We start from the raw sequence: 23690 nt of genomic DNA on the forward strand, positions 1-23690 counted from the left end.
GTGATTAATGGGTTTCTGGATGGTGGATACATTGACCGGGCGTACAATTACAAGTAACATGGTCAACGTAAGTGGCTTGGTCTAGGGCATTGAGGATATTATCTTTCATCTTATCGTCTAATACAGAGGCTTGAATAAGTGCAGAAATCACCTTGTCAGCATCGGTATTACACCAACCATTTAATAGGGTCTGTGCTTGGTTTTCTAAGGCAGTGTCTTCATCGATTGCCGGGCGGTAAATAAATGATTTACCGTTTTTAGTCGTTTCTAGCCAGTTCTTTTTAGTTAGGCGGCCTATTAAGGTCTTAATCGTTGCGGCTTTCCAATCTTTTTTGTCCTCTAACGAGGCGATAATGGTGCGGGAATTCGTTTCTTTTTGCGCCCATACGACCCGCATGACTTCCCACTCAGCAGCGGAAACATCTTGGAAATCTTGTCTTTTTTCTTGGATAATATTGCTTGTCATCGCTGACTCCTTTCAGTAGTCGATATCAGATGATTGAATCAATTTTAGTTTACATTTGTAGATGGTTAAAAGCAAGTCAAATGGATTTTCTGTAGTTAATTTGTAATAATAGATTTGCAAAAAAATAGACTTAAAACATTTTTTGTATAAATCATCTCATAATTTAAAATAAAATTTTCAAGCAAAAGATTTATTTGTGGGCAAAAAAGGCCCGAATAATTATTTAAGCTTCAGATGAATTGCCTTAATTGTTGGCTTAGACTGATGATTGTATTTTATAATAGCGTCTGGATATCAGGATTGGTTTATTTTTTCCTGAAACAATACCGGTCTTAAATAGTTGAAATTACAGAATGAACCATATATAGTTATATGTAACAGAAATACACCACTACATGTAGTGGTGTCGTTTTTTTTGAATAGGAGGAATGTGATGTGAAAATTGTGTACATGTCTCTAACCGGACAGACACACAAGTTTGTAAATAAACTTGAAATGGATAGCCTGAGAATTACAATGGATAATGCTTTTCAAGAAATTAACGAACCCTATATCGTGATTGCTCCAACTTATGATATTGAAGTGACCGAAATACTAAATGATTTTATTGAAACTGGCCAAAATCTAACGTATTTAAAAGGCGTTTGTGGTTCAGGGAATTTAAATTTCAATGAACTCTATTGTTTTACTGCAAAAGATCTAGCAGAAGCGTATAATGTGCCTTTGCTGTTAACTTTTGAATTCCAGGGAAATGTGAACGACGTTACAATTATGAAAGAAAAGGTGAATGAAATTGGACCAACCTAAAGCAGTAGTACAAGAAAAAGAAATTACATATTTCAAACTGAATAACGAGGTTAACCGTCCACTAGACGGACAAATTCAAATCGAGAAAGATAAAGAAGCGGTACGGGCTTACTTTTTAGAGCACGTTAACCCAAATACCGTATTCTTCTATACTTTAGATGAAAAAATCGACTACTTAGTTGAACATGACTACTTAGAAGAAGGGTTCTTGAATTTATACGACCGTGAATTTGTGAAACGTTTAATGCAGGAAACGTATGACTTCAAATTCCGTTTCAAATCATTTATGAGTGCCTACAAATTCTATACACAATACGCACTAAAAACAAACGACGGTAAACGTTATTTAGAGCGTTACGAAGACCGTATCGTGTTCACTGCTTTATATTTAGCAAATGGTGACGAGCGAGTAGCGAGCGATTTACGTGATGAAATGATCAACCAACGATACCAACCAGCGACACCTACCTTCCTAAATGCTGGTCGTAAACGTCGTGGAGAATTGGTTTCTTGTTTCTTAATCCAAGCAACAGATGACATGAACTCAATTGGTCGTACAATCAACTCAGCACTTCAACTATCTCGTTTAGGTGGTGGGGTTGGGGTTAACCTAACAAACATTCGTGCAGCCGGAGACCCAATTAAGAAAATTGAGAATGCTTCTTCAGGTATCATTCCAGTCATGAAATTACTAGAAGATTCATTCTCATACTCTAACCAATTAGGGCAACGTAACGGTGCAGGTGCAGTTTACCTTAGCGTCTTCCATCCAGATGTTGTATCATTCTTATCTGCGAAAAAAGAAAACGCTGATGAAAAAATCCGTGTGAAGACTTTATCACTAGGTCTAGTTGTACCCGATAAATTCTATGAATTAGCAGAAAAAGACGAAATGATGTACTTATTCAGCCCTTATGATGTTGAACGTATTTATGGTAAACCTTATGCCTATGTCAACATTACAGAAGAGTATGATAACTTGGTAAACAACCCAGAAATCAAGAAGTCTAAGATTCGCGCGCGTGATTTAGAAGACGATATCTCTAAATTACAACAAGAATCTGGTTATCCTTACATCATCAATATCGATACTGTAAATGACCAAAACCCAATTGATGGGACAATTGTTATGAGTAACTTGTGTTCAGAAATTTTACAAGTACAACGTCCTTCAATTATCAACAACGACCAAACATTTGAAGAATTAGGTACAGATATTTCATGTAACTTAGGTTCGACAAATATCAACAACTTAATGCATTCGCCAGACTTTGGTAAATCTATTGATACAATGGTTCGTGGTTTGACCTATGTAACAGATGCATCAGCTATTGACGTAGTACCTTCAATTAAAAAAGGTAACGACTTAGCACATACTATCGGCTTAGGTGCAATGGGACTACATACTTATTTTGCCTTAAATGAAATGCACTATGGTTCACCAGAATCGATTGAATTTACAGACAAATACTTCTTACTATTAAACTACTATACTTTAGTAGCATCTAATAGAATCGCTAAAGAACGTGGTATCACTTTCGAAAACTTCGAAAACTCAACTTATGCGACAGGTGAATATTTTGACAAATACATCAATGAAGAAACAACGTTTGAATTTGAAAGAGTTGCAGCACAATTTGAAGGAATTCACATCCCAACTCAAGAAGACTGGAAAGCCTTACGCGCTGCCGTTCAAGAGCATGGTTTATACCACCAAAACCGTTTAGCAGTTGCGCCTACTGGTTCAATTTCTTACGTAAATGAAACAAGCTCAAGTTTACATCCAATCATCCAATTGATTGAAGAGCGTCAAGAAAAGAAAACTGGTAAGACTTACTATCCAGCACCATTCTTAAGCAATAAGACTCTACCTTATTACCAATCTGCTTACGATATCGACAACCGTCGTATTATCGATATTTATGCAGCTGCTCAACAACATATTGATCAAGGTATGAGTTTAACCTTATTCATGCGTTCAGATATTCCTGCAGGTTTATACCCTTGGAAAGAAGGGCGTACAAGCAAAATGACGACACGTGATTTAAACATCTTGCGTCGTTACGCATGGAAACGTGGCATCAAATCTATTTACTACGTACGTACATTCACAGATAACAACGAAGAAGTTGGCGCAAATTACTGTGAAAGCTGTACTGTTTAATCGATTGCACTTGGAATAAGGAAGGAACACACATGACGAATTTTAATGAAAATCCTTATATTGCTATTAACTGGAATGATATTGAGGATATGATTGACAAGTTGACTTGGGAAAAGTTAACAGAACAATTTTGGTTAGATACACGTATTCCATTATCAAATGATTTAGATACATGGCGTACATTATCAGCTAGAGAACAAGACATGATTGGAAAAGTATTTGGTGGTTTAACACTACTAGATACTTTGCAATCTGAAGATGGTATGGAATCACTTAAAGCATCTATCCGTACTCAACATGAAGAAGCGGTTTACAATAACATCCAATTCATGGAAAGTGTACATGCTAAATCGTATTCATCTATTTTCTCAACTTTAAACACACCTAAAGAAATTGATAAAATCTTTGCCTGGACACGGGAAAATGAATTTATTCAATACAAAGCGAACCGTATTAACGGCATTTACCAAAACGGTACTGACTTACAAAGAAAAGTGGCTTCAGTATTCCTAGAATCATTTTTATTCTACTCAGGATTCTATGCACCACTATGGTACTTAGGAAACGGTAAATTGCCAAACGTCGCTGAAATTATTAAATTGATTTTACGTGACGAAAGTGTCCACGGTACTTACATTGGTTATAAATTCCAAATTGCTTTCAATCAATTATCGAAAGAAGAGCAAGAAGACATGCAAAACTGGGCCTTCAGCTTATTGTTTGAATTATATGAAAACGAAGCGAAATACAGCGAGTACATCTATGATGACTTAGGTTGGACTGAAGATGTGAAAATCTTTCTACGTTACAATGCCAATAAAGCATTACAAAACTTAGGATTTGATCCATTGTTCCCAGATACAGCGGATGATGTAGACCCTATCGTTATGAACGGTATTTCTACCGGTACTTCAAACCATGACTTCTTCTCACAAGTAGGTAATGGTTACTTACTAGGGCAAGTTGAAGCCATGTCAGACGAAGACTACGAAAAATGGACTTAAAGTTAAAATATTGCTACATAAAAAATCGCGCCTGTCGAAAATGACAGGCGCGATTTTTGCATGTTTTTTTGTATATACTTAATCATGAATGGTTTTTAGTTGTTTCTTAAACCAATTATTGATTATTTGGTAAACGGGTCTAGTATTGCCGTACATTAAACATTCATGACCGCGATTTTCAAACATCATGATTGTGACATCATCAAAACCAGAACGGGTGAATTCTTTAACCAGTTTGTGGGTTTCTTTACCACCATTAATCAGTGGATCGTTACGACCAGCAATAATGGCAATTGGTAAGTCCTTCCGGATGTTTCGGGTCCAGCTGGGTAAAGTTGCCTTATGGGCAATTTTTACTAACTCTGCAAAACCGTTATTGGTGAAAACAAAGCCAACTAGCGGCCAATCCCTATCTTCACCATTTTTAGGCGGATACCAATATTCTGGAAAAGCATTGGCAACAGCAGGGTCATCAGTTATACCCGTACCGAATAGTTTTTGATGGATATAGTAATTGTAGGCATCTGGATGCAAGGTATTTAAAATAGGTGCTAAGGCTGCACCTGTCGCGAAAATAGGGCTATGGGCGTTCGTCCCACTCAATAATACGCCGTCTACTTCCTCACTATATTGACCAAGATATAAACGGGTTATATATGCCCCCATTGAATGACCTAACACATAATAGGGTAAATCGGGATAGCGTTTCTTAGTTGCTTGAACAACTCGATGTAAATCTTCAACCATGACTTTAGCAGCATCTGTCGTGCCAAAATAGCCTAAACGGTTGTGTTCTTTAGCTAGTCCTCCATGGCCAATATGGTCATGGGCGATGACTAAAAAGTTTTGGTCCACAAATGACTCAGCCACTTTTTTATAGCGACCACCAAATTCTGACATCCCATGGACAATATGGATAATGGCTTTTGGATGATCAGCGTTTTGCCAAGCGTAAACAGGGATATAAGGGCGGTCAGGTGAAGCTGATGGAATAGTTACAGTGTTATAGTAGTCTAATGCAAACATAATTTCCCCTCTTTTTTTCAGTTAAGTCTATTATAGTGTCTTCAATTCTAAAGCACAATAAATAGGGATATATAATTTATGGAATAGAAAAGGCCTGTGACAAAACGTCACAGGCCTTTTAAAATATCGTTATATCATTGATTCAATTGGTAATTCAGGTCCTAAGCAGCTTCGTCTACTTCCTCGTCCTCAACATCCTCGTCGTCGCCAGTGCCTGCTGGTCTAGATGATGATGAGGCGCTTGGTTGCGTAGTGGATGATGAAACACTTGAAGATTCCACTTCACTCGAAGGCGTTTCAACTTCAGAACTTTCACTCACACTAGACTCAGAAGACTCGCTCTCAGACGAGCTAGATTCTTCACTCGATTCTGCAGCTGATGAAGAACTTGAGCTTGACGATGAAGAACTTGAACTAGAAATAGAACTTGAGCTACTTGATGACGCACGGCTAGAAGATGATGACGATGATTGTACAATCGCATTTCCAGATGCTAACCAAGCTTGGTAATCTGAATACAAGTCATCGTTAGCCAAACCAGTTAAGATTTGTGATGATGGTGTCGCGTTTGTAGGGAATTCATCTGGTATTGCATCTTTGACTAATTTCACTTCATGTACTGAATCAGGCTGTACCCAATCTGCATTTTCTGAAGTCGTAGATAGGTACCCCATAATTGCTTGGTATAGGTAACTTACAATATATCTATCTGACCCATCAATATAGCCAACTTCATCGGTAGAGAATGGGTTATCATAACCAGTCCATACTGATAGGGCGTAATCAGTCGTATAACCTGACATCCAAGTGTCAGGTACCGCGCTTGAATCAACACCAAGTTCAGCAGCTTGATCTTCAGTATAGTTTGTTGTACCAGACTTACCTGCTTCAGCTAGACCAGCTGTATGATAGTTAGTAGATAATCCATATGAAGTATCCGTGAAGTTATCTTTAAGCATATCGGTTACCATATATGCAGTTGACTCATCCATCGCTTGGTTGCTTGTTGAATCAATAGTGACTTCTTCACCATCGAAAGTTGTAAAGTAATCAACCGCACGTGGTTGGTTGTATTCACCGTAATTACCTAGAGTAGCATAGGAGGCACTCAATTGTAATGGCGTAATCTCACCAGTGATAGAGTTAGCTTCATAAACACCATTTCCGTCATTTAACACAATGCCCATACCTTGTAGGAATTCATCTACTTGTTCAGTACCTACTTCTTGCAATAGTTTTAAGGCTGGAATATTACGTGAACCAATTAAGGCTTGACGGAGTGTAATTGTCCCTTGATATAAGTTATCCCAGTTGTTAATTTCATCACCACTTGAGAATTCGTGTTCTTCATCTTTAATAGAAGATTCGGTAGAGTAGTTTAGATATTCTATAGCAGGAGCATAGTCCGCAAATGGTTTTATAGAAGAACCAACACTTCGTTCTAACTGCGTTGCCCGGTTATAAGACAATTGTCCTTCTTGGTTACGTCCACCGTATAGGGCTAGGATATTACCCGTTTCTGTATCCACTAATGACGCTGCAGCTTGCATGTTGTCATTTGTGAAGTAATAACCATCTTCATCCTCGATTGTATTGTAGATTTCAGTCATGGCATCCATATCTAAATGCGTATAGATTTGTAAACCGTCTGAATACATGTCATATCCTGCTTCCTCAACTTCAGTGGCAACCTCTTGAATATAAGAGTCTAACATAATTGCAGTTTCAGATTGTTCAGTTGACTCAGTGTCAATATCTTGTAAACCATCTTCAATTGGTGTGGCTACTGCCTCGTCGTATTCCTCTTGAGTAATTTTTTCATTATCCAACATCTCTGCAAGTACTAAGTTTCTCCTTTCTTCAGCAGCTTCAGGATCTGAATATGGATCGTAAGCGTTAGGTGCTTGTGGCATACCAGCTAATAGGGCAGTTTGGGCTATTGACAGCTCACTTAAAGATTTACCATAGTAAACTTCAGCAGCAGTCCCCATACCGTAGACACCGTTGGCCATGTAGACTTTATTAATATAAAACTCAAAGATTTCTTGTTTTGAGTAGTCTTGTTCTAATTGAATCGCTAGCCAGATTTCTTGGACTTTACGTTTATAAGTTTGGTCTTCCTCATTAGTTGAAAAAGAGGTTAGCTTCACTAATTGCTGGGTTAGGGTTGAACCACCTTGTGCAATCCCGCCCGCCTTTAAGTTGGCCAAAAATGAACCTGCAATACGAATCGGGTCAAAACCGTTATGCTCCATAAAGCGTTGGTCCTCAATCGAAGTAACGGCATCAAATGTTGTTTGCGAAATATCACTTTCGTCAACGATTATTCGATCGTTTTGACTAGTTTCGTACACAACGTTTCCTTCATTGTCATATACACTAGATGCGATGGTACCGTACAAATCTTCTTCGGTGATTGCAGGGCTATCAGAAATCCAGGAATAGGCAATGATTGAAAGGGCTACCCCAACTACTACACCGGCGCCAACAACACCAAGTAGGATCTTTTTCCAAAGGGCCATACCAGAGCGGTTAGACTTACCTCGCTTACCTTGATTTCTTTTAGACGACTTGTGATTATTTTGGCTTCGTCGTCTTGAGTTTTGATCTTGACTCATACTTATCACTCCTAATACATTTATTTAAATATGATGATGGGATGCAATCATTTCATCCACAGCTGCTAAATAGTCAATTCGGGGTTGATACCCCATGTTTGCTTGGACACCTTCAGATTGAATTCTCTTTAATGGAATTGCAGTGATGTCATTGGCCACAAAAGCAGTCCAGTCTTCCAACAAGGCAGATATAGGGTAAACATAGGCTTCATTTCTTTCTTTAAATAGAAACAGGACAAAACAAATCCCACCATGATTGGCACAATTTGTCATGTGATCTATTTGATGTTGATGAATATTATGAAGGGGGAACTTGGTTTTAAGGTTTGTTTGTTTAGCCTCAAAATCTAGATAGTGCCCTTTGTAGATACCATTATAATCTGTTGTGGAAGCTGTACGATAGTAGGCTTCAGTTATCACAGCGCGACTTCTTTTTGGATAGTCGACTGAAACAACTTGGATTGGTGTTGGCTTTTTGTGAATAATAGCTTTGTCACGCAATAAATACCACTGGTTGGCTTGATTAATCATTTCCTCCAGCTTCATACCACGCTTGGCAAAGTTTGCTTTCCCTTTAGAAGAAGCGGATAGTGAACGATTCGTCTTAGATTGGTAGACTTTACCGTTGGGATACCTCATGATGACCTCCTTCAGAATATGGCACAAAAAAATTGACACCATATTTACTCTATTTTATCCTAATTAGGACATATACCATAGTTTTAACACGGATTTTAATATAAAAACAAGAAATATCCACCCTTATAGTATAACATTAATGGCATTTTGGCTCATTAACTAGACAATTCGCCAGTTTTAGTGTAGTATTTTATGATGTTAAGATTATGCATAAATGCGTAATCGATTAGTAAATATAACTAGAGTTAGGGGAATTTAAATGTCAGTAAATTATGAACAAACATCAACAAACGAAGGTATTTTACACTTTACCGTAGCAAAAGAGGATGCAGCACAAGCTAAGAAACAAGCTTTTAACCGAATCAAAAAGGATGTATCTATCCCAGGTTTCCGTAAAGGGAAAGTAAACTATCAAATGTTTGTAAAAATGTTTGGTGAGCAATCTTTAATTGAAGATGCTGTAAACATCGTTTTACCAGAAGCTTATACAAAAGCTGTTGAAGAATCAGGTTTAGAAGTTGTTACACAACCTCGCTTCGATATTAAATCTGCTGAGCCAAATGCTGACTGGGAATTAATTGCATATGTTGCGACTAAACCTGAAGTTAAATTGGGTCAATACAAAAACCTAACTGTTGCTAAACAAGAAGTTGAAGTTACTGAAGAAGAAATCAACGATCGTTTATCTGCAGCACAAGCTAACTTAAGCGAATTAGCTTTAAAAGAAGGCGCTGCTGAAACTGGTGACACTGTTGTTATCGACTACGAAGGTTTCCAAGATGGTGAAGCTTTCGCAGGTGGTAAAGGGGAAAACCATTCATTAGAATTAGGTTCTAACTCATTCATCCCTGGTTTTGAAGACCAATTAGTTGGTGTTAAAGAAGGCGATGAAGTAGAAGTAAATCTTACATTCCCTGAAGAATATCATGCTGATGAATTAGCTGGTAAAGATGCTACTTTCAAAGTTAAAGTACATGAAGTAAAAACTAAAGAAGTGCCAGAATTAGATGATGAATTTGCTAAAGACGTTGACGAAGAAGTTGAAACTTTAGACGAATTAAAAGAAAAATACCGTAAAGAATTAACTGAGCAAAAAGAAGCAGCAGCTAAAGAAGCTCGCGAAGAAGAAGCTTTACGTTTAGCGGTAGAGAACGCTGAAATTACTGATTTACCACACGAAATGGTACATGAAGAAGTTCACCGTCAAATGGACCACTACTTAAACGAAATGCAACGTTCAGGTATCTCTAAAGAAATGTACTTCCAATTAACAGGTACAACTGAAGCTGACTTGCATACTCAATTCGAGCAAGATGCTGATACACGTGTAAAAACTAACTTAATTCTTGAGCAAATCGTTGAAGATGAAAACATTACTGCAGAAGTTGAAGATGTAGAAAAAGAAATTGCTACATTAGCTGAAACTTACGGCATGACTGTTGAAGAAGTTAAAAACGTTGTAACTGAAGACATGTTAAAAAATGATATTGCATTGAAAAAAGCAATGGCATTAATCACTGACACTGTTGAAGAAGCATAATTTAAGATTATTCGGACATAAAAGCCAGGGAGTTAATCCTTGGCTTTTTCATATATAGAAGAAAAAAACCGAGCCTGAGCTCGGTTTTTTACTATCCAACTATTAGAATGCTTTTTTAATAGTATCTAAGAAATGTTTATTGTATTTTTCTGCGTCAACACCTAGAGCAACAAATACATTTGGTTTTTCGTTACGGTTTAATGCTGCTTGGTCTTGAACTAAGCGACCTTCTTGCTCACCGTATAAGCTCTTGATGCGGAATGTCTCACCAGTAACCCAGTCACTATTAAGTGCAACAGAGACAGCCAATGGGTCATGTAAAGCACAGCCAGTAAGGTCTTCATATGAATTAGCGTAAGCCTTAAAGTAGTAAGTCACAATCTCATGGAAGACTTGGGCAGCTTGAGACATTTCTAACCAAGGTGCAATATCGGTATCGGTGATTAGTGTACGTAAAGTAACATCTAAGCCAATCACTTTGATAGGTAAGCCAGAATCGAAGACAATATTATTTGCTTCAGAGTCTTTCCAGAAGTTTGCTTCAGCAAAGGGACTAACGTTTCCTGGTACTGTTAGGGCACCACCCATCGATACAATACCTTTAATTTTTTGCATAGAAGGTAAGTCTTTTTGAATCGCTAATGCAGCATTAGTTAAAGGTCCTGTTGTTACTAGGACTAACTCATCTTCATATTTGTTTGCAGACTCAATAATAAAATCGATAGCATCTTGATCAGAAATATTATTACCAGCAGGTAATTCAATATTCCCTAGGCCATTTAGCCCATGAAAGATACCAGATGCTTTTTCTTGGATATAATCTTCACTTGCGCCAATCTTGTGGGAAGCGCCACGGAAAACAGGGATGTCTTCGCGGTCTAATAATTTTAATACTGCTGAAGCATTGTGGACACACTTGTCGACTTCAGCATTTCCAAATACAGATGTAATACCGATTACTTCTGCGTCTTCTTCGCCCAAAGCAAGTGCAATAGCCATTGCATCATCAATACCAGTATCAAAATCTAAGATTAATTTCATATTTAAACCCCCTATAAAGTTGGATACTTCAATATCTTATCCTAAGTAAAGTATAAGGCATTGTCTTTCAAATTGATAGAAGAAAGACAATGCCTTATATAAGTTTATTTAAATTTACTATTGAGTCAGGTTTCTAAATTAGAAGAAGAAACCAACAATTGTCGCTGAAATCATAGATACTAAGACAGAAGCAATGATTAAACGCCATGTATTGTTTGCGACAACTTTTGCTTGTTTAGCTGACATAATTTTTACAGAAGCAATAATCATGCCGACAGTTGCGATATTTGAAAATGAGATAACATAAGTTGACATCATCGCCATTGTTTTCTCTGTTACTTGACCAGCAACTGCTTGAACTTCACCTAAGGCCACAAATTCATTGGTTAACAATTTAGAAGCCATGATTGAACCAGCACTTACGATATCTGTACTTGGAACACCCATAATATATGCAAGTGGAGAGAAAACGTAACCAAGGATAGTAACGAAATCTATGCCAAATACCAAACTAGCTAATGAATTAAGGAAGGTAATTAAAGCTGTAAAACCAATCAATGAACCAGCGATTGCTAGGGCAATTTGGAAACCACTAGAAATGTAGTCACTCAATACTGAGAAAAAGTTATCTTCTTCAATTCCTTCGTTTTCTTTAGCTTCTTCAATAGGGTTGAAATCTACTTGAAGTGCTTGTGGATTATATGGTGTCATCAATGAGACGATAACGAAAGCGGCAAAAACATTTAACAGAATAGCTACTACTACAAATTTACCATCAACCATTTGCATGTAAGAAGCAATAGTTGTAGCTGATACACAAGATAATCCCATTAGCGCAAACGTAAAGATTTGTTCAGGTGAGAATTTATCAATGTAACGTTTTATTGTAATAAAACCATTTGATTGGCCAAGCATAGCCATAATAATGGCAATATATGATTCATTTTCACCCATACCAGTCACCTTGTTAAGGCCTTTACCTAAGTATTTAGCGATAAATGGTAAAACGTTAATATATTGAAGGATACCAATCAATCCAGAAATAAATACAATTGGCATTAAAACGTTTAGGAAGAAGATACCATATCCTGTAGACCCCTCACCAAAAACAAATTCGGTACCACCATTTGCTTGTAAGATTAACCAGTTAAAGAATCCTGATACACCTTCCAAAATTGCAATCCCAAAGCTTGTTCTTAAACCAATGAAGGCTAAAACAAACATAATAACTAATAAAATTCCTACTTGTTTAATACGGGCGTTCTTACGGTCTTTACTAAGTAATAAAGCAATAAGTCCAATGACAATTAGACCGATGATTCCGCGAATAATACTCATAGTTATCTCCTTTTCTTATTCATATTCAAATTTTTGCACTGCTAATCATTATAAAATATTGGTTAGTAAAATACTAGTGATTTTAAGAGAATTTCCGAACGATAAACCGGTTACAATTTTAATCTATCATACATAATACAATAAAGCTGAATAAACCTACAAAATGAAGACTTTTAAATTGACTTAAAGTCAAGAATTTGGCACAATAAGGTGATGTAAAAAGGGAAAGGAGAACGGATAGCATGTATAATGATGATGAACAAACAACGATTCACTGTTCTTTTTGTGGAAAATCACAAGATGAGGTAGACAAAATCATCGCTGGACCGGGTGTTTATATCTGTAATGAATGTGTAGCCCTATGCCAAGAAATTATTGATGAAGAAGTTAACCAAGAACGACAAGAATCTTATACAATGGTTGAACCACCAAAGCCAACTGAAATTCGTTCCATCTTAGATGATTATGTTATTGGTCAAGATCAAGCTAAAAAAACTTTATCAGTAGCAGTATATAACCACTACAAACGTATTTCTTCTAATAACGAAACAAATGATGATGGGGTATCTCTACAAAAGAGTAATATCCTACTAATGGGCCCAACTGGTTCAGGTAAAACATACTTAGCTCAAACTTTAGCACGTATTCTTGATGTGCCATTTGCGATTGCAGATGCAACGACACTGACAGAAGCGGGTTATGTTGGGGAAGATGTTGAAAATATCCTAGTGAAATTAATGCAATCAGCTGATTTCGATGTTGAGCGCGCACAAAAAGGGATTATCTATGTCGATGAAATCGATAAGATTGCTCGTAAGTCAGAGAACGTCTCAATCACCCGTGACGTATCTGGTGAAGGTGTACAACAAGCCTTACTGAAGATTTTAGAGGGTACTGAAGCGAATATTCCGCCACAAGGTGGTCGTAAACATCCACACCAAGAATTAATTCAAGTGGATACAACAGACATTCTCTTTATTGTAGGTGGTGCCTTTGATGGTATCGAGCCAATTATTAAAGAACGTCTAGGTGAAAAGGTCATTGGTTTTGGCAATTCTTCAAATAACCATATTTTGAATGACAACGATGCAATTATGCAACAAGCCATTCCACAAGACTTACAAACTTTCGGGCTAATTCCTGAATCTATTGGACGTTTACCGATTATGGCGAACTTGAATAAATTAACAAAAGAAGATTTAGTCCACATTCTAACGCAACCTAAAAATGCCTTAGTGAAACAGTATCAACAATTATTGAAGATGGATAATGTGGAATTAACCTTTACAGATGAAGCTTTAGATGCCATCGCACAAAAAGCTCTAGACCGTAAGACAGGCGCGCGTGGGTTACGCTCAATTATTGAAGAAGCTATGTTAGAAATCATGTTTGAAATTCCTTCACGAGAAGACGTTTCAAAAGTAATGATTACTGAATCAGTGATTAATGACGACATCGAACCAGATTTATTTGACTTAGAAGGCGAAAAAATCGCTTAATTATTGTTAATAGTAGCAGTGTATTAAATACAATGGGAAAGACTAGAATGAGTCTTTCCTTTTTGCGTCAGAAAGGGGATTTTTCATGGACGTACATAACGTTGAGTTTCTGATATCTGCCGTGAGGCCAGAACAGTATCCAGCACCAATTATTCCGGAAATCGCGTTAGCAGGTCGGTCTAATGTTGGGAAAAGTTCTTTCATCAACACAATGATCAACCGTAAAAAACTGGCTAGAACCTCTAGTAAACCAGGTAAAACACAACAATTAAACTATTATCAAATTGAAGATTTATTCTACTTTGTGGATGTGCCAGGTTACGGTTATGCCAGAGTAAGCAAGACAGAAAAAGCTAAATGGGGCGAGATGTTAGAAACGTATTTTGCTAGCCGTGAAAATCTAGCATTGGCCCTATTGGTTGTTGACTTCCGTCATCAGCCAACAAAAGATGATATCCAAATGAAAGAGTTTATGGATTACCATGGCGTACCATATTTTGTCATAGCAACAAAAACAGACAAAATTAAGAAGAGTCAATGGAATAAACACTTAAGTGATATTTATAAAACATTAGAATTAGAATCAATCGATCAGATCTTACCATTCTCTGCTGAAACAAAGGATGGCCGCGATGAAGCGTGGGAAATTATTCAAGCTGTTTTAGATGGCGAATTTGAGTCTGAAGTATAGGTTACAAATATTCGTAAAGAATATAGCCATATCGATTGCATTTTGATTTGGTTTCCGCTATATTTATTGTGAGTTTTTGCCGGCAAAAGTAGGTGATCAATTGGCGAATTTTATTCCAGAGGAAATCATTAATGAAGTTAAGAATAATGTAAATATCCTTGATGTTACCAGTCAATTTGTTGACTTACAAAAAAGGGGACGTAACTATTTTGGTTATTGTCCATTTCATGAAGAACGTACGCCTTCGTTCACAGTAAATGAAGAAAAGCAGATTTTTCACTGCTTCTCATGTGGTCGAGGGGGTAATGTTTTTCGTTTTATGGAAGAAATTGAAGGCTATTCCTTCCCCCAAGCTGTCCAAAAGGTAGCTGAAACTGGGAATGTTTCGGTATCTTTCGATTGGTCAGCCTTAGATGATGGCAAACAAACAGCCAATTATTCAAGTGCGCAAAATCGACTCATCCAACTTCATGAAGAATTAAGGCAATTTTACCATTATTTATTGATGAATACGGAAAACGGTCACCAAGGACTAACGTATCTATATGATCGAGGTTTAAGCAAAGAAACGCTTGATGCCTACCAAATTGGTATCGCACCTGAAGATGGGCGCTTAGCTGCACAACATCTGTTAAACAAAGAATTTACCATTGAAGAGTTGCAACTTTCTGGTATATTTGTAGGCGACCAGGACCGGTTAAAAGATAGATTTGCTGGTCGTGTGATGTTCCCACTACGAAATCCCCAAGGGAAGACTGTTGGTTTTTCAGGGAGGATATTGCCTGGCTCTAACCATTATGAAAGTCATCCTGATGCAGCCAAGTACTTGAATAGTCCTGAGACAGAAATATTCGAGAAAAATACTTTCCTGTTTAACTTGGATTTAGCTCAAAATGAAGCCCGAAGAGCCAAAGAGCTCGTTTTATTTGAAGGTTTTATGGACGTCATAGCCTCACACAATGAAGGTGTAGGCAATGGTGTTGCATCTATGGGAACTAGTTTAACCAACAACCAAATTAAGGCTATTGAACGAACAAGTAAACAGGTCTTAATTGCCTATGATGGAGATAAACCCGGTCAAAAGGCGACCCTTCGAGCAATTAATTTGATACAAAATCAAAGTAGTCGTTTGAAGCTAAATGTGCTAGCCTTTGAGCAAAATTTAGACCCTGATGAATTTATTCAAAAGTATGGTGGCGAGCGGTATGTCAATTTTGTCTTGAACAAAAGGTTGAGTCCGATTCATTTCATGAGGAATTATTACCGGCAGGAATTTTCTCTTGAGACTGATAATGGCAAGATCCAATTCATTAATGTGATGTTGGAAGCCATTGCTAAAATTCAACAAGCCATCGATCGGGATATCTATGTTGGAGAAATTGCTGAAGATACAGGTGTATCTAAAGACACCTTATTACACCAGTTAGAGAGTCATAGTCCTAAAAAACAGTCACACCAACCCTATCAAGCTGATGATAACGGCAACCAGAAGTCTTTTCCAACAAATACCAATTTTCAACCAAGTATTCCTGCTACAACAAGCAAGAAAAAGTCCCAACTTGAAAAAAGTGAATTGCTATTACTATATCGTTTACTCTATAATAGTGAAACATGGTTACTAATAGCGAATAGGGATTTTCATTTCCATTCTAGTGGAGTTGAAACGGTCTTTATGTTATTGTCTGACTATCGAGAAAACAATCAAAATATTGACGGTGAGATTGATCCTGGAGATTTCTTACAGGCCTTGTCAGGTGCTGAAGAACAGCGTCTTGTAGCTGAAGTGATGAATATGGAAGTGGCACCAGATATAGGTGAGGGCGAAGTTGAAGATCTAATTTATAATATTCAAATCAAAGGTAATGTTGAACAAAAAATGCAATCTTTAGACGACGAAATTGCTTATGCAAGATCGGTAGACGACTTTGCACAAATTAGCATTTTGATCAAACAAAAAATAGATTTGTTAAAGCAAATAAAAAGTCGTGGTAAATAAACTATTACAATTATTATTTATGTAAGGAGCAAATTGAATGGTAAAGAAAAAAGTGGACGGCGTAACACTTAACCAAGCTACAAAACAATTAATTGCTGAGAAAAAAATTCTTGGTACAATTCAATATACTGATTTAAGCGATAAAATCGCACAACCTTTTGCCTTAGATGATAAAGGTATTGCCGTTGTTGATGAAAATGGCGAACCAACATTGCGTCAGATGGATAAAGAAGCCGACAAAGAAGCAGAAAAAGTGAAGAAAGAGGAAGTAGATCCTACTTCTGTAGCTTCTGACGTTAAAATTAACGACCCAGTTAGGATGTACTTGAAAGAGATTGGCCGCGTGGAATTATTAACTGCGGACGAAGAGGTTTCTTTAGCACAACGTATTGAACAAGGTGACCCAGTAGCTAAGCAAGAATTAGCTGAAGCCAACTTACGTTTGGTTGTATCTATTGCTAAACGTTATGTAGGACGTGGTATGTCATTCTTAGATTTAATTCAAGAAGGTAACATGGGGCTAATGAAGGCTGTTGAGAAATTTGACTACCATAAAGGGTTCAAATTCTCTACTTACGCTACTTGGTGGATTCGTCAAGCCATTACCCGTGCCATTGCTGACCAAGCGCGTACTATCCGTATTCCGGTACATATGGTTGAAACTATTAATAAATTAGTACGTATCCAACGTCAATTATTGCAAGATTTAGGACGCGAACCAACCCCAGAAGAAATTGGGGCTGAAATGGATTTACCAACTGAAAAAGTACGTGATATTCTAAAAATTGCTCAAGAGCCAGTATCATTGGAAACACCTATTGGAGAGGAAGATGACTCTCACTTAGGTGATTTCATTGAAGACCACGATGCAACTAGTCCTGCTGACTACACTTCTGCAGAATTATTAAAAGAACAATTAAACGAGGTCTTAGATACTCTAACAGACCGTGAAGAAAATGTTTTACGTTTACGTTTCGGTCTAGAAGATGGTCAATCGAAAACATTGGAACAAGTTGGTCAACAATTTGGCGTTACCCGGGAGCGTATCCGTCAAATCGAGGCAAAAGCATTGAGAAAATTACGCCACCCATCTCGTTCAAAACAATTAAAAGACTTTTTAGAATAAGATTCTCAACCAAAAAAGCAGCCGAAGGGCTGCTTTTTTTATTGCGAGTTTTTAAATTGTATTGACCATAAACCTCGTAATTCAAATGCCATTTGACACTGTACTTATCTCTCAGCATGCTATAACTAAGGAACCAATCCATCGCTTGAAATAAGACGATAACCTCCGTAGATTCCTTAACTAAGTTATAAAAACAGCCTTGTAACTGGTCAAAATCACTAGACATAATAGACACAGAGACATCATTGTAGTCGGGTTAACCTTCACTAGGAAATTCGTCTGAGAATAATAAACTCTTGCCGTCAATGTCTAGGGCACCGCGCAGCAAATGATGGTGCTGTGTTTTTGGTAATTGACCGGAATTTTCAGTATCTACCACAGCGCCATATTCAACTGCGGCTAATATTTTACCACCTAGTGTTTCTTTATAGTAGGGCATTGCATCTGTGGCTTATCCATAGAAAGATAAGTAAGGGATTATAGTCATGATTCCACGCCTTTATCGTGACTCCTTGTTTAATTCAGTTTAGCAAATTTTAGCAAAGTCCTAGAATTTCACCGATAAATCAGAAGTTAAAAAAACACAAATTTGAAATATTGATAGTAAATCAAGGGGGACAAAGACAAAGATTGTATCTATTTGTTTTTTTTATGTATTCATATCAAGTTCATTTTTTTCAGCCGCTTATATAGAGAGAAGTGAGTTTTCAATAGAAAATATGGCTAAAAAGTTAGAAAAAAATGATGCTGTTTTCATTTTTTGTTTGACCTTCATATCAACATGCCGTAAAGTACGACAAAGGAAAAAATACTTCGCAATCAAAAAGCAGATGACAATTTGTCTTCAAGAATCATTAAGGGTCATATCTGAGTCTGTGAAAAATGGAAGGGAAAGTATTTTAATTTTAATAAAGCCAATCGGCACCGATGTTTTTAATAAAATCCCACAGATTGCAGGTATATAGCTTGAATTAGGGGTGTTTAAAGAAATTGGTGGATTTGGTGTGCAATCGATAGGTCATTAGAAAAGGGGAAAAATTATGCCAAAGAGAACAGATATTCACAAAATTCTAGTTATCGGATCTGGTCCCATTGTTATCGGACAAGCAGCCGAATTTGACTATGCTGGTACTCAAGCTTGTTTCGCATTAAAAGAAGAAGGATACGAAGTTGTCCTAATTAATTCGAATCCAGCGACAATAATGACTGATCGCAAGATGGCCGATAAGATTTATATCGAGCCAATTACTGAAGAAATGGTTTCTAAAATTTTATACGAAGAAAAACCAGATGCAATTTTACCATCACTTGGTGGTCAAACAGGCTTAAACATGGCTTTAACTTTAGATGCTTCAGGTATTTTAGAAGAATTAGATATTGAGTTAATTGGTACCAACCTTAAAGCCATTGACCAAGCAGAAGACCGTGAGTTATTTAAAAACTTGATGACTTCAATCGGCCAACCTGTTCCGGATTCAACAATTGTTCACACTGTCGATGAAGCGGTTGATTTTGCCAATAAAATTGGTTACCCAATTATTGTAAGACCAGCCTTTACCATGGGTGGTTCTGGTGGTGGTATCTGTGAAGACCAAGCATCATTAGAAAAAATCGTTAAGAACGGTTTGATTTTATCGCCAGTAACCCAATGTTTAATTGAGAAATCAATTGCTGGTTACCAAGAAATAGAATACGAAGTAATGAGAGATGGCGCGGGTGTTGCAAAAGTCATCACTTCGATGGAAAACTTCGACCCAGTTGGTGTACATACAGGAGATTCAATTGTGTTTGCCCCTAATCAATCACTTGATCAAGCACAAAATGACATGCTAGCAGATGTAGCCATTAAAATTATTCAAGCATTAGAAATTGAAGGTGGCTGTAATGTACAACTTGCCTTAAAACCTGATACACAAGAATACTACATCATTGAGGTAAACCCTCGTGTATCTCGTTCATCAGCCCTAGCTTCAAAAGCGACAGGTTTCCCCATTGCCAGAGTGGCAGCTAAAATCGCAGTAGGGTATCGCTTTGACGAATTATACAACCCTTACACTGAAACGACTTTTTCCGAATATGATCCAAAAAATATTACTTATACTGTTGCAAAAGTGCCACGTTGGTCAAGCGACAAGTTCAAAAATGCAGATAGAAGCTTAACGACGCAAATGAAGGCAACTGGTGAGGTAATGTCACTAGGTCAATCGATTGAAGAAGCCTTGTTGAAATCAATCCAATCGCTTGATAACGGCCACCCACACTTATTCGATGTGGATGCTGCTAAAGCGTCAGACGAGAAAATTTTAAAAGAAATTGTCGAAGTGAAAGATGACCGTATCTTCTACTTGGCAGAAGCGATTCGTCGTGGAATGACTGTAGAAGAAGCTGAAGACCGTACGAAAATCCGCCCATTATTCCTAAAAGCTATTAAACATATCGTGGACATTGAAGCAGCGCTTAAAGATCAACCGCTAGATAAAGGTGTTGTGGCAGAAGCGAAATTAAGCGGCTTTGATGACCAAACAATTGCGCAACTTGCCAAAGTAACTGTGAATGAAGTGAAATCCTTTAGAGATGAACATGCCCTTGCACCTAATTTTGTCCCTGTAACCATCTGGGGTATGGGTGACTACGGTGAGGCAAGCTACTTCTTCACCTCTTATGCTGGTGAAAACAAAGTTAATACAGCTACTGATAAAGAATCTGTTTTAGTATTAGGTTCTGGTCCAATCAGAATCGGACAAGGAATTGAGTTTGACTACGCAACTGTTCACTGTGTTAAAGCCTTACAAAAAGCAGGGTATGAAGCCTTGATTATCAACTCTAACCCTGAAACAGTATCTACTGATTTCTCGATCTCTGACAAATTATTCTTTGAACCAGTTACTTTTGAAAATGTGATGGCTATTATTGAACGGGAGCAACCAATCGGTGTCATGATTCAATTCGGTGGACAAACTGCCATCAACTTGGCCAATGACTTGAATGAAGCTGGTATCCAAATTCTTGGGACATCGGTTGAAGACATGAACCGAGCTGAAGATAGAAAATTATTCGAACAAGCATTAACCCAATTAAATATTGCCCAACCAGAAGGTGCTACAGCCTTAACCTTAGAAGAAGCGCTAGCTATCCCAGAAAAAATTGGTGGCTACCCAGTACTTGTTAGACCATCATTTGTCCTAGGTGGTAGAGGGATGGAAGTGGTTTATGACGAAGAAAACTTAACCACTTACATGAATGACGCCTTGGTTGAAAGTCATAAATTAAAACAAGAAGCGCCAATCTTGATTGACCACTACGTTCAAGGGATTGAAGTTGAAGTGGACGCCATTTGCGACGGCACGGATGTCTTTATCCCAGGTATCATGGAACATATCGAAGCAGCGGGTGTCCACTCAGGTGACTCCATGGCTGTTTTCCCTACACAAAGATTATCACAAGCTGTCATCGACCAAATTATCGATGAAACCATCAAAATTGGAAATGGCTTAGGCACAATTGGGATGGTGAATATCCAGTTCATCGTGGAAAATGATAAAGTCTTTATTATCGAAGTGAACCCTAGAGCCAGCCGTACAGTGCCATTCTTATCAAAAGTAACAGATATTGAAATCGCGCAAATTGCTACAAACGTGATCATGGGGACTAGCTTACAAGCGCAAGGCTATACTAGCGGGGTATTCGACTATACTGATGACCAAGTCCATGTGAAAGCACCGGTCTTCTCATTCACTAAATTAAATGGTGTTGATCCAGCGGTTAGTCCAGAAATGAAATCAACTGGTGAAGTGATGGGGTCAGGTAAGACATACGCCATTGCCCTACAAAGAGCCTTTGAAGGAGCCAACATTCAAGCGACTGAAGATGGTGCGATTGTCTTCAACTTGTTTAAAGCAGATTTAGGAGAAATCGAAGCGGACTTGACCAAGTTGCATAAGGCAGGTTACCCATTAGCAATCTACATCAATGACGCAGACGAAAAGCTTGAATCAGATAACTTTACAGTCTTCTCAAATACAGATGAGTTAAACCAATATATCACTGAAAACGATGTGCAATTAGTGGTGGATACAACGGGTAATGTGCCAGGGTATGAAAAAGGGTTGGCGACTAGATTGACTGCCATCAGCCAATTAGCGTCATTGTTTACCCACCTAGATACCTTTAAAGCCTATACGAAAGTTTTGGACGAAAAAGCGGTTGGCGCTAAGGTTTAATGAATTCTATGCAAGACAGTGATGCAAAAAACATATCACTAACTTAAAAATACTCTGATAAAACATTTGACATTATCATTATTTCCTAATAAAATAATGGAAATATTAAAGATCAAGTATGAAGAGAGTAAATGATGATTGGATTCACAGCGAGTTAGGATAGAGTGGAAGCCTAATATGACGACATCACTGAACCGCACTTCATAGATAAATTGGTGAAAGCAAGTAGCTAATTTCGCTGATGCAGCGTTAACAAAATCGAGTGAATTCAATTGTTTGTCAATTTGAGTTAACTAGAGTGGTACCACGGCTAAGCCCCGTCTCTATGTTCTATTTGAACATGGAACGGGGCTTTTTTATATATAAATGAATCGTAGATAAAGAAAGTAAATTGGGGCGTATGCCAAGCGAAGTAGTGATGGTGTGAGACTACTGATATCAACCAATTGAACCGCGCTTTAAAGATTTCTTGTTAGGTTAAAAAACTGAACAAGGACGTAGTGTCCACGTTAGGATGAGAGATAGCCATTTTCCGGTGATTAAAATCAATGGAAAATGCCTAAGTAGAGTGGTACCGCGGTTTAACGCCTCTATATTTGCGAGATGCAGATGTAGGGGTGTTTTTTGATGAAATGGAGGAGAAAAGTGATAGAGATTAATAAGCAAGATATTGAGAAGGCAGATATTTTAATAAATTCCTTGGCATATATTAAGGATTTTCACCAAAAAATTGTGGTGATTAAATATGGCGGTCATGCCATGATTTCTGAAGAAATGCGGCAGCGGGTGATTTCAGATATCGCTTGGCTGTCGTACGTTGGAATGAAGCCAATTATCGTACATGGTGGTGGGCCAGAAATTAACCGGATGCTTGAAGTGCAAGGAGTTGAGCCACAGTTTATTAATGGTTTGCGGGTGACTTCAAGTGATGTGATGCGGACGGTTGAAATGGTCTTAACTGGTTTGATCTCACCCAATTTAACCACCATGTTGAATGAGGAGGGCGTTTCGTCAGTTTCAGTTTCTGGTAAGGACAATAAAGTTATGGAAGCTGTGAAGAAAGATGAATCCCTTGGGCTAGTTGGCCAGGTAACAAATGTCAACACGGACTATCTCAACCAAATGTTAGATGATAATATGCTTCCGGTGATTTCACCCATCGCTTATGGACCCAAAGGTGAGAGCTTGAACATCAATTCTGATGAAGCGGCCGCTGCGATTGCCTCAGCTTTAAAGGCTGAAAAAATGATTTACCTGACTGATATTAACGGCATCTATGAAGATCCGGCTGACCCATCAACTTTATATTCCGTTATGTCCGCTGACCAAATCCAAGAAGCCATTGAAAACAAGATCATTACTGGCGGCATGATTCCTAAAGTGGAAAATTGCCTAGGTGCCATCCAATCGGGTGTCCATTCTTGCCAGATTATCGACGGCACCATTCCCCATGCTATTATCTTAGAATTATTTACCAAAAATGGCATTGGCACCATGATTACAGCTTAAAAAGGT

17 protein-coding genes and 1 other annotated feature are annotated in these 23690 nt (G+C 37.8%); of the genes, 10 read left to right on the forward strand and 7 right to left on the reverse strand.

The features are described 5' to 3' along the window. Window positions 1-4: 4 nt before the first annotated feature. On the reverse strand, window positions 5-466 hold the full coding sequence (locus tag AWM74_RS08230; RefSeq protein WP_034258154.1) for a CopY/TcrY family copper transport repressor: 462 nt from the start codon (window positions 464-466) through the stop codon (window positions 5-7). Window positions 467-901: 435 nt separating this feature from the next. Here AWM74_RS08230 and nrdI point away from each other — a divergent pair, with 435 nt between their 5' ends. Genes nrdI through nrdF form a run of 3 tightly spaced genes read left to right on the forward strand, consistent with a single transcriptional unit; the run spans window position 902 to window position 4441 of the window. Next, the gene (gene nrdI, locus AWM74_RS08235) at window positions 902-1273 is read left to right on the forward strand and encodes a class Ib ribonucleoside-diphosphate reductase assembly flavoprotein NrdI (RefSeq protein WP_003142546.1); all 372 of its coding nucleotides are present in this window, start codon (window positions 902-904) and stop codon (window positions 1271-1273) included. Continuing rightward, a complete protein-coding gene (gene nrdE, locus AWM74_RS08240) occupies window positions 1254-3437 on the forward strand; it encodes a class 1b ribonucleoside-diphosphate reductase subunit alpha (protein WP_051218223.1) in 2184 nt (727 codons plus the stop codon). Before nrdI ends, nrdE begins: the two co-directional genes overlap by 20 nt. A 32-nt stretch (window positions 3438-3469) precedes the next feature. Beyond that, entirely contained in the window at window positions 3470-4441 is a 972-nt protein-coding gene (gene nrdF, locus AWM74_RS08245) for a class 1b ribonucleoside-diphosphate reductase subunit beta (RefSeq protein ID WP_003142549.1), read from the forward strand. 78 nt (window positions 4442-4519) lie between these two features. Here nrdF and AWM74_RS08250 read toward each other — a convergent pair whose 3' ends face one another. The 3 genes from AWM74_RS08250 to recU form a co-directional block, all read right to left on the reverse strand. Next, on the reverse strand, window positions 4520-5467 hold the full coding sequence (locus AWM74_RS08250) for an alpha/beta fold hydrolase (RefSeq protein ID WP_026465912.1): 948 nt from the start codon (window positions 5465-5467) through the stop codon (window positions 4520-4522). A 161-nt stretch (window positions 5468-5628) separates the two neighbouring features. Further along, a complete protein-coding gene (locus AWM74_RS08255; protein ID WP_051218226.1) occupies window positions 5629-8085 on the reverse strand; it encodes a transglycosylase domain-containing protein in 2457 nt (818 codons plus the stop codon). A gap of 24 nt (window positions 8086-8109) precedes the next feature. Then, complete coding sequence (recU, locus tag AWM74_RS08260; RefSeq protein ID WP_026465913.1) at window positions 8110-8724, reverse strand: Holliday junction resolvase RecU; 615 nt, start codon at window positions 8722-8724, stop codon at window positions 8110-8112. A gap of 259 nt (window positions 8725-8983) precedes the next feature. Here recU and tig point away from each other — a divergent pair, with 259 nt between their 5' ends. Then, window positions 8984-10264: a trigger factor gene (tig, locus tag AWM74_RS08265; RefSeq protein ID WP_026465914.1), complete on the forward strand. Its 1281-nt coding sequence runs from the start codon at window positions 8984-8986 to the stop codon at window positions 10262-10264. A 102-nt stretch (window positions 10265-10366) separates the two neighbouring features. Here the strand turns inward: tig and AWM74_RS08270 are convergent, their stop codons facing one another. Beyond that, a complete protein-coding gene (locus tag AWM74_RS08270; protein ID WP_026465915.1) occupies window positions 10367-11305 on the reverse strand; it encodes a nucleoside hydrolase in 939 nt (312 codons plus the stop codon). 138 nt (window positions 11306-11443) lie between these two features. Beyond that, window positions 11444-12643, reverse strand: a complete 1200-nt coding sequence (locus AWM74_RS08275) for a NupC/NupG family nucleoside CNT transporter (RefSeq protein WP_026465916.1) — start codon at window positions 12641-12643, stop codon at window positions 11444-11446. A gap of 242 nt (window positions 12644-12885) precedes the next feature. Here AWM74_RS08275 and clpX point away from each other — a divergent pair, with 242 nt between their 5' ends. The 4 genes from clpX (at window position 12886) to rpoD (ending at window position 17955) form a co-directional block, all read left to right on the forward strand. Continuing rightward, window positions 12886-14142 (forward strand): ATP-dependent Clp protease ATP-binding subunit ClpX, encoded by a 1257-nt coding sequence (clpX, locus tag AWM74_RS08280; RefSeq protein ID WP_026465917.1) that lies wholly within the window; start codon window positions 12886-12888, stop codon window positions 14140-14142. An 85-nt stretch (window positions 14143-14227) separates the two neighbouring features. Then, window positions 14228-14833 (forward strand): ribosome biogenesis GTP-binding protein YihA/YsxC, encoded by a 606-nt coding sequence (gene yihA / locus AWM74_RS08285; RefSeq protein WP_026465918.1) that lies wholly within the window; start codon window positions 14228-14230, stop codon window positions 14831-14833. A 100-nt stretch (window positions 14834-14933) separates the two neighbouring features. Then, window positions 14934-16829 carry a DNA primase gene (gene dnaG, locus AWM74_RS08290; RefSeq protein WP_034258157.1) on the forward strand — a complete coding sequence of 632 codons (1896 nt, stop codon included), beginning with the start codon at window positions 14934-14936 and terminating at the stop codon, window positions 16827-16829. A 37-nt stretch (window positions 16830-16866) separates the two neighbouring features. Further along, window positions 16867-17955, forward strand: a complete 1089-nt coding sequence (gene rpoD / locus AWM74_RS08295; protein WP_026465920.1) for an RNA polymerase sigma factor RpoD — start codon at window positions 16867-16869, stop codon at window positions 17953-17955. Window positions 17956-18211: 256 nt separating this feature from the next. Here rpoD and AWM74_RS08300 read toward each other — a convergent pair whose 3' ends face one another. Further along, window positions 18212-18394 carry a hypothetical protein gene (locus tag AWM74_RS08300; protein ID WP_026465921.1) on the reverse strand — a complete coding sequence of 61 codons (183 nt, stop codon included), beginning with the start codon at window positions 18392-18394 and terminating at the stop codon, window positions 18212-18214. 601 nt (window positions 18395-18995) lie between these two features. On the opposite strand from AWM74_RS08300, the gene carB reads away from it, so the two are divergent. Both carB and argB read left to right on the forward strand, forming a co-directional pair. Continuing rightward, window positions 18996-22175, forward strand: coding sequence for a carbamoyl-phosphate synthase large subunit (gene carB, locus AWM74_RS08310; protein ID WP_026465923.1), 3180 nt, complete (start codon window positions 18996-18998; stop codon window positions 22173-22175). Between the two features lie 106 nt (window positions 22176-22281). Then, window positions 22282-22503: a binding site (T-box leader), on the forward strand. Between the two features lie 317 nt (window positions 22504-22820). Beyond that, entirely contained in the window at window positions 22821-23684 is an 864-nt protein-coding gene (argB, locus tag AWM74_RS08315) for an acetylglutamate kinase (protein ID WP_051218227.1), read from the forward strand. Window positions 23685-23690: the final 6 nt, after the last annotated feature.

This window comes from Aerococcus urinaeequi (genome assembly GCF_001543205.1).
Taxonomy (GTDB): Bacteria; Bacillota; Bacilli; order Lactobacillales; family Aerococcaceae; genus Aerococcus; species Aerococcus urinaeequi.